At 49.2% G+C, this 5,993-nt stretch carries 5 protein-coding genes and 1 pseudogene; all 6 read right to left on the bottom strand.

Translation table 11 applies throughout. The features are described 5' to 3' along the window. Positions 1 to 218 (bottom strand): annotated as a pseudogene (locus B5F39_RS13755) (FkbH); the annotation flags it as partial. Next, positions 212 to 862 (bottom strand): acetyltransferase, encoded by a 651-nt coding sequence (locus B5F39_RS13750; RefSeq protein WP_158096078.1) that lies wholly within the window; start codon positions 860 to 862, stop codon positions 212 to 214. The pseudogene B5F39_RS13755 and the gene B5F39_RS13750, both read right to left, overlap by 7 nt. Position 863: 1 nt before the next feature. Beyond that, the gene (locus B5F39_RS13745) at positions 864 to 1,691 is read right to left on the bottom strand and encodes a sugar transferase (protein ID WP_143330769.1); all 828 of its coding nucleotides are present in this window, start codon (positions 1,689 to 1,691) and stop codon (positions 864 to 866) included. A gap of 48 nt (positions 1,692 to 1,739) precedes the next feature. Then, the gene (locus tag B5F39_RS13740) at positions 1,740 to 2,906 is read right to left on the bottom strand and encodes an aminotransferase class I/II-fold pyridoxal phosphate-dependent enzyme (RefSeq protein ID WP_087368680.1); all 1,167 of its coding nucleotides are present in this window, start codon (positions 2,904 to 2,906) and stop codon (positions 1,740 to 1,742) included. A 62-nt stretch (positions 2,907 to 2,968) separates the two neighbouring features. Next, positions 2,969 to 3,349, bottom strand: coding sequence for a sugar transferase (locus B5F39_RS13735; RefSeq protein WP_087368678.1), 381 nt, complete (start codon positions 3,347 to 3,349; stop codon positions 2,969 to 2,971). 5 nt (positions 3,350 to 3,354) lie between these two features. Further along, complete coding sequence (locus tag B5F39_RS13730) at positions 3,355 to 5,922, bottom strand: Helicase associated domain protein (RefSeq protein WP_087368676.1); 2,568 nt, start codon at positions 5,920 to 5,922, stop codon at positions 3,355 to 3,357. Between the last annotated feature and the right edge of the window lie 71 nt (positions 5,923 to 5,993).

The raw sequence follows: 5,993 nt of genomic DNA, 5'->3' as shown, positions 1-5,993 counted from the left end.
TTGGCTGAAGGCCAGTCTGTCGGGAAAGCGTCGCCCATGAGCTGCGTGCCGTCGAGAATAAGGAATACGCATTCGGGTATAGTGCCGCCGAAGGACGCGGAAAGCAGTTCCTGCACCCATGTGTTGTAGCCGGAAGAGGTGTAGATTTCTGCTCCCGTGAGTTTGGCTGCGGACTGGGCCAGCGAGTCTATGGTGACGTTCGAAAGCAGCGCTAGCATTTTTCACGCCTCTGTATGATTTTTGCAGGATTGCCCAGAACTGTGCAGTTAGGCGGAACGTTGGTCATGACTTTGCTGCCCATCCCGATGATTGCGTTATCGCCAATGCTTAGCCCTTGGAGTAAAGCAGACTGCACACCGATATATACTTTCTTGCCGGTAGTCACATTACCTGAGATATTCACGCTAGGCATTAACGATGAAAAGTTGCCAATCCGTGAGTCATGCCCGACGTCACATCTTGTATTCAACAGAACGCATTTACCTATCCTTGTATTCGCCGTTACCCAACAAAAACGCGTGATAATAACGCCTTCATCAAGCTCAGATAGCGGTGATACACTTGATGAAGGGTGTACGATGATAGGAAAAACTATCTGTGTGTTCTCAGCTTTAATTTTGTTATATAACTGTTCTTTAATATTTGGATCTGCTATAGCCAGAACTACTGCGCATGAATCAACTGTAGCAATATAATTAATATTGCCGAGGACAGTAACATTGTTTATAACTGCACCGGATGGAACGCCATCGTCAATCCACCCCTCTATTTTATATTGGGGGGTGATTGAGTTGATTTCCTCTATCATATCTAAGATTTCACGGCCCAACCCACTAGCGCCGTAGATTAACAATTTCTGCACTCTAGTTCTCCGACAACCTAATAAGGTCAGCTACGCTATGTATCTGAGCCATTTTTTCTATTGGAATAGCAATTCCCTCTTCTTCGAGTGCCATAATTATCTGAAGCATTTTTAATGAGGTCCAATTAGGGCAACTATCAACCCTTGTTTGCTCGTTTACATCTGTTTCTAGAATTTCTTGTATGATGTTGATTATTTTATTAGTCATATTAATTTCCCCCGTAAACCTCGGCATAGTAGCCTCGCCCTCAGCACTTATCCCTTCGTGTTTCAATACTTTGCTTACAGTCGCCAGTATGATTTTTATGTCCAGCCAGAATGACCAGTTGTCCGCATACCAGACGTCGTTCTTGAATCTCTCTTCCCATGTCGTCGCGTTTCTGCCGTGTATCTGCGCCCAGCCTGTTATGCCCTGAGGTACGCCGAGCCTTTTTCTCTGCTCTTCGCTGTAGAGCGGAACGTAGTCTAGAAGCAGCGGCCTCGGGCCTACCAGGCTCATGTCTCCTAACAGCACGTTTAAAAGCTGCGGCAGTTCGTCTCTGCTGGAGGAACGGATTTTCTGTCCTATGGGCGTTATTCTTTCCGCGTCAGGCAGGAGGTTTCCATTCTTGTCTCTCGCGTCGGTCATGGTTCTGAATTTGTAGAGTTTGAAGGGCTTTCCTCCTTCTCCGGCCCTTTCTCTGTTGTAGAAGATGGGCCGGCCCATTTCTTTGTTTATCCTGTATGCCGTCCAGATAAGCACGGGGGAGAATATTATCAGCCCCGTCGCTGCTCCGCATATGTCGAACGCTCTTTTGAGCGTTCTCTGGATCGGCTTGCTTTTAGACATTTCTTATTTCTTCTTTTCTTACCTGTCTATTCTTCATCCATGGCGTTCTTATCTTGTTACGGCTTCTTTTACCGCTTCTATTACGTAGTCCTGCTCGTCGTCTGTCATAGCAGAAGCCGAGGGCAGACACAGCCCCGTGCCGAAGAGCTTGTCGGATACGCTGCCGTTTTCTCCGTCTCCGTGAGTGAAGTATTTCGCGTTCATCTGCCTAAAGTACGGCTGAAGGTGCATGGGTTTCCAGACGGGACGTGTTTCTATGTTCTGTTCGTTCAGATAGTTGAGTACGTCCATGAATGTCTTGCCGGTTATATCTTTGTCTATCGTTATCGCCGTGAGCCATTGGATGGAACGGGATTTCGGCGTCTCCGGCATCAGGGTTATGCCGGGGATTTTTTCAAGTTCCTGTTTGTATTTGCTGTATATGGCTCTTCTTCTGTTTATGCGTTCTTCAAGATGGAGCATCTGGCCTCTGCCTATGGCGGCGAGGATGTTGCTCATTCTGTAGTTGTAGCCTATTTCGGTGTGTTCGTACCACGGCGCTTTGTCTCTGGCCTGGGTTGACCAGAATCTGGCTTTTTCTATGTATTCTTCGTCGTCGGAGAGGAGCATTCCTCCGCCTGAGGTGGTTATTATTTTGTTGCCGTTGTATGAGTAGATTCCTACTTTGCCGAAGGAGCCGCATTTTTTGCCGTCGTATGTAGCGCCTAAGGCTTCGGCAGAGTCTTCAAGTATCGGGACGTTGTATTTTGCGCAGATTTTCTGTATCTCGTCTATTTTGGGCGGCTGTCCGTAGAGTTCGGCGACTATGACGCATTTGGGCATTCTGCCTGTTTTTTCAGCGTCACAGAACGCTTTTTGCAATGCTACGGGAGACATGTTCCATGTCTCTTCGTCGGAGTCGATGAAGACGGGGACGGCGTTCTGGTACATAGCCGGAGCTACTGAAGCTATGAAGGTCAGCGTGGAGCAGAAGACCATGTCTCCGGCCTGCACGTTAAGCAGTCTGAGGCCGAGGTGTATGGCGGCGCTTCCGCTGGAGAGGGCGAGAGCCGATTTTACTCCGGCGTATGCCGCGGTCTCTTTTTCAAATGCATCGACGTGCGGGCCGAGAGGCGCTATCCAGTTGGATTCGAATGCGTCTTTTACGAGCCTCAGTTCGTCTCCGCTCATGTGCGGGTAGGATAGTAGGATTCGTTTTGCGGGTTTGGTCTTCATCTTCGCTTCATGTCTCCTGTAACGGTCTGGTTCCGCTCCATAGCCATTTATCTCTGTCTTGCTTAATAAACGGTTCGTACTCGTTTGAAGGCGTTAATCTTATGGTCAATAACGGACATTTTATTTGTTAAGATAAATAATATCTGTGGAAATTCATCTAAATATAGTTTTCTTAACCACGCTACGCTTTTTGTGATCCATTTCGATGGATCGTTAAGCATGTTGGTAGGCATGTTGGCTGGCGCGTTTATGTACATCGTCCTGAATTTCGGCATCATGAAGGTAGACTTATGTATGCCGACGCGCTTCTGCCAGAAGAGCACCGGGCCTTTGGAGTCTAGCTTTACGATGGCGGCGATTACGGTCATCGGAAGGGCGAGGACGAGAAGGGCGCATGACGAAAGTATGATATCTATTAGTCGCTTAATATAATGTCTGTACATTTCTGTCACCCGGCCATGTGTATCACGTTCAGCGCGCTGAGCCGTGTTATCTGTTCGTTTGTTAATTTCCCGTGACGCAACAGACTGCGCTGCCTTACGAGCCACTGGCGTAAGCTGTGGCTCGGCGGATATTCCGCGTTTATCGCAGTTTTATCGTTCATCAGCCTCATTTTTTCCAGCATTTCAGCGGCGGCATTATACTTTTCTTCCCATGCTTTCTCCGCCGGAGTACGCCAGTCTATGCCCAGCGCTTCGAGTTCTCCGATCTGCTCATGGCTTAATTTCCTAGTTTTTCCAAGTCCACCGTTTCTATGGGCTTTTCTGCACTCGTAGAGCCATTTACCAAGCCATATGCCGTCGGCCGTCACGTATTGCTGAGAGACGTTGAGATCGCCGTGTTCGGCTCTGTATTCTCTGCACGCGGCCACTCGTCTTTCCCACGAATCGTCTCCGCACCATGAAAAACCGAGGGCGTCGAGTTTGGCCTTACGTTCAGATGTGATTTTTATCATCGGCTTTCCGGTTTTGTCATTGACCTGCGTGTGCCTTTTGAGCCATTTACCGAGCGGGAAGCCGTTTTCGGTCACGTAGGCTGCCTGGACGTCGAGGTTCCCGTGCGCGGCAAAATATGCTTTAGCCTGTTCGTAGCCGTATTCCCATTGTTTCGTATATGAGTCCTGCCATTCCATGCCTATTGCGTCTAGGCGGGCTGTCTGCTCCGGCGTAAGCGGCGCGGCGTTTTTCATTCTGCCGTCTCTCGCTTTTCTCATGCGGCGTATCCACGCGCCTATGCGGAGCCCGTCCTCCGCCACGTAATGGGCTGGAATATCAAGATCGCGGTTTGTCTTATAGTATTCAACGCAGGCCTGATAGTTCCTCTCCCATTGGTAATCGAGCTTGTCCCATATCATGCCGAGCCTGTCAAGCATGGCGATACGTTCGTCTGTCAGGTAATACCCTTTGCGTCCGCCGTGTTTTGAGGCGCGTATGTTGGTTATCCAGTTCCCGAGGTCTATGCCGTCCTCTGTTACGTATCCGGCTTTTATATCTATGTTGCCGTTTTTGTATTTATACTCGCAAAGCCCCCGATAATATTTATCCCATGCGCGGTCGTATCTGTTCCGCCACTCCATGCCTATGGCGTCGAGTTTCTTTATTCTTTCTTCTGAAAGGAGGCCGCAGATTCTGCCGGCTTTGACCAACCTCTGTGTGTTCAGCCATGAGCCTAAGGCGTAGCCGCCGTTCGTTACGTAGCGTCTCGGGACATCAAGGTCATGATGTTTTTCGTAGTAGTCTTTCGCCAGTTTATACATGGAGTCCCAGCTGGCGGATAACGTCTCTTCGAGTTCGCAGAAGAGCTGTCTGCTGTCTCTCGTCTCGTCTATTATGGTGAATGTCTCGTTTATTATTTTGTCTTCCTGTCCCGTGCCTCTGTAGTAGTTTATGGCCGTGTTCATCTCTTCTTGTACGGCGGAGATTGAGTAGAGATTTTCTATGTTGTTTACTATGTCGATTATTACTGGGACAGAGTTACCATCATTATCTCTATGGCCCTTACCTGACGACAAGGCTCTGCCTATCTGCTGTTTGTAGACTATTGGAGATATTGTCGGACGCAGGAGTATTACGCCCGACACTCCGTCTACGTGGATGCCTTCGTTGAGCATGTCTATGCAGAGCAGGAGTTTCAGATGAGATGAATCGTCTTTCCTGAATGCGTCGAAAGCTTTAGAGGATTCCGCGTCTTCGGAGTAGGCTTTGTAGATTACGGGGGAACTATCCACGCCCGAGAACCATTCGTGTATGTGTGTCTCCGTTTCACGCAGATGTTCTACGTTCGAGCAGAAGATTATGTATTTGCCTTCCCTGTCTTTTATGTGTTTGGTAAATACCGTATCTAAGCCTTCCGCGTTTTCTAAGGAACGGCGGAGGGCGTCGAGTTTTTTCTGGGCTTCGTCACGAGTAGCTTTCGTTTTGGCCCTGCGGATGCGGCTCTGGTATTTTTCTATGTCTTTAGAGCAGGAGTAGATAGAGAGCACGTATTCGGGAGGCGTGAGTATGCCTCTGACTACGGCTTCGCCTAGTGTCATTTCTGACGCGACATTGCCGTCGAAGAGTTCGTCGGCCATGTCGCGGCGGTTGTCGAGGTAACGGATGCTTGTAGCAGAGAGACCAAGCACGGGGACGTTTGGATAGGCGTCGAATAATCTCTCAACGCCTTTGCCCCACATTTCGGCTCCTACGCGGTGGAATTCGTCGAGGATTATGTAATCGGGCCTGAGTTTCGCTATGCCATCGCCGTCTGTCTGCATGAGTTTTGCGTAGGTACGGAATTCAACGTTATGAGGCTCATAGCCGCAGACTGACTTTATATTCTCCAGCTGCGTACGGAAGATATATTCGCTCGGCGAGAGCCAGAGTATGCGCGACGATGGATTGTCCTCCGCGAGCTTGAAGGCGATGAATGATTTGCCTGTGCCGGTAGGATGCACGACGACCGTTTTGCCGCGCTCTGCGAGCATGGAGACTGCTTTGTCGTATGCTGTTTGATTGTGTTCGAACAGATCTATCATCGCAGCCTCACCTCCGTCGTGTAACGAGCCTTTCGCCTCAAGGTGGCGAATAATGCGTACCTTTTTCGCCA

The organism is Cloacibacillus sp. An23, from assembly GCF_002159945.1.
GTDB lineage: Bacteria > Synergistota > Synergistia > Synergistales > Synergistaceae > Caccocola.
This window is presented reverse-complemented; position numbering and strand designations above follow the sequence as displayed.